Source organism: Thalassospira profundimaris (assembly GCF_003326755.1).
Taxonomy (GTDB): domain Bacteria; phylum Pseudomonadota; class Alphaproteobacteria; order Rhodospirillales; family Thalassospiraceae; genus Thalassospira; species Thalassospira profundimaris_B.
In genome coordinates this window covers 1-2372 of the sequence record NZ_JPWH01000061.1, presented here as the reverse complement: position 1 = coordinate 2372, position 2372 = coordinate 1, and the positions used below count along the sequence as shown (strand labels likewise).

The following is a 2372-nucleotide window of genomic DNA, read 5'->3' as shown; positions in this document are numbered from 1 at the left end:
CGATACGAGCGGATTTACCGGTACGACCACGTAGGTGGTTTATTATCGCCTATCATGTGTTTTTCCAGAGTGGAAATTTGTTTATGTAACTCCTTGAGTTCCGACATGGACGTAACCTCTTTGGAAAATTCGGATCCGTCGGAATAGCTTATTTCATAAACGAAGCTTTCGGCAGGGTTTCTCATTGATAAATCTGGGTCGTTTAGAAATAGGGCAACTTTTTGTGTGCTTTCAAATCGAATTGGTATTGATTGCTGTCTTAAAATAATTCTAATTTCTTGTGGTGAAGATGATAATCTTGCCCGTACTCGTGTTATATAATTTTCAATTTCGTTTTTCCCAACCAGATTAATAAGAGTTGTGGCGACTTCACTTCTTTTTTCTTTTGCGCTAAATCCCTCAATGAATGATCTTGCTATTTTATCCTTTTCATATTCTGTTGATTTGTCATCATAATCTATTGTGAGGCCGCAATAGTTGAAGCTTTCCACTATCTTCGCTTTTGGAATATAGAATAAATCAATTCCTCGTGACATGACGAGTTCGCGTGCCGGAGCAGTAAAATCTCCTGCTGCGATAATGCCTAGAAATCTTGCAGAAGGGTAGGTGTCCCTCATAGGCATAAGTTTACCGCTATCATCTCGAGCTTTGTCTTTTGAATGCCGACTTCCTCTTCGCCAAAAACATTCAATAAAGGCAACCGGGATACCTTTTTGGGCGTTGGTCCCGTTAATTTCAAGAACAGCGTCGTAATCAACTTCGTTGGAATCTAGGTATTCCCAGATAATTTTATGCCCACGGCATGCTCGACTGTTAAATCTAGAATCTGCATAAAGATTTAAAGATTCTGCAACCTCTTTCAACAAAGGGCACACAAAATATTCTTCAAACCAATCTCCCACTAGTTGGCCGAGTTTGTGGCCAGATGACGAGTTTACTTCTGCCATTATTTATCTTTCTCACTTTATAAGCCAAAGCCGACCCTCGTGAAGGGGAACGGTGTGTGTTCTATTTTTCCATTTTATATTGCGATCGCGAATCTTTTCAAACTGAAAACGTTTGAATCCAACTGAAAGTGCAAGTTCACCAAGCCATCGTTCAGCAGGTACATGAACGCCATATGGCGCAGAATCTCCTATAACAAAGCATGCACGGGCATCTTTCTCTAAGCTAGCGTAGACGTTTCTTATGATTTTTGCTAGATCGTAAAAATAAGCTGCTACCATTGTATGATATGTTTTTCGCCCGCCTTTCGTTAGTCGAATTGCTGCCAGCTCTTTCGTCGCTGGTTGCAATTCCGCTAATATCGGCGAAAGTTCTGGATTTGATAGAATCTCGTCTAGGTTTATTTTGTCTGAAGCCGAGTGCTGCGAGCAGGAACGCATAATACTTGGACGAACAGCATGTTTTAGGTCCCCCCATCCATTGATTTCACCCCAAAAGGTCATTTCAAGTCGAGTGGAATCTGCGTAGTCGTAGTTATTGGGATAAGGGGGGGACGTAATAGCCAAATTAAAATTTTTTTCCACAAAATTTTTTCTGGAATCATACTGGATGATATTTGCTGTTTTTCCCCATCCTTTTTTTTGAGATAACTTCATATCTGAAGCCATTAGATCCATCTTTGCTAAGAAAGCTTCGTATGGGTCAAGAACTCGCGATTTGTTTTTTTTGGGAAGAATATATTGCCATTGTGCAGTTCCGGCTGTACTGCAAGCTCTTAATATTGAGGTTATGTTCAGCCAGGATAGTTGCCAAATGGCTGATTCAGTTTTTAGATCCTCATAAGCTAGCCGCAGGGAAAATAGTCTTTGAAGAGATTCGGTTTCATAGCATTTTTCTAGAAGGCCTTTGTTATCCAAAATGATCTGTGATGGTTTTATATTTCTTGCTCTATCAACTATTTCTAGACAAGAATCTACGAATTCATCTGAGTTTAAGTGCCATAAATTCTTGGCTTGACCAATTCGCGCAACAAAAGGGTGGCCTTCAAGGCCAATGGATTTTCGTTGTAGCGCACATGCCGAAAGGCAAGCGGTTCCTGAGCCAACAAAAGGATCCAGTAATTTTGCTTTTTTTCCACTTTCTAGTTCAAAACGGATGATTTCGTCTTCAACCCATTGCGCCGAAAAACCAGCCGAGTATCGGAACCAACGGTGAACCGGCAATTTCATGTTGTCCAAAAACGTACCGGAGCGCGCATTAATTTTGTTCAAGAGCTATCCTCGATTCGAAAGTATATAATGAACTCAAGTTAACATTTGTGCGGTAAAGAACAATGCTCATGATGGCTATTGAAAATGGAAATTTTGATCATTCAGGTAAATCAGTTCCTGAATTAAAAACGGGCCCATCCGAAGACGAGCCCGTTT

Annotated in this window: 2 protein-coding genes; both read right to left on the bottom strand. The window is 40.6% G+C overall.

From position 1 onward, the window contains the following. Positions 1-14: 14 nt before the first annotated feature. On the bottom strand, positions 15-947 hold the full coding sequence (locus TH25_RS24495) for a hypothetical protein (protein WP_114090850.1): 933 nt from the start codon (positions 945-947) through the stop codon (positions 15-17). Positions 948-959: 12 nt separating this feature from the next. Then, positions 960-2216 (bottom strand): site-specific DNA-methyltransferase, encoded by a 1257-nt coding sequence (locus tag TH25_RS24490; protein WP_220151509.1) that lies wholly within the window; start codon positions 2214-2216, stop codon positions 960-962. Positions 2217-2372: the final 156 nt, after the last annotated feature.

Excerpts from the sequence above, each read along its gene's own strand:
- TH25_RS24495 (WP_114090850.1), bottom strand. The coding sequence starts at position 947 with ATGGCAGAAGTAAACTCGTCATCTGGCCACAAACTCGGCCAACTAGTG.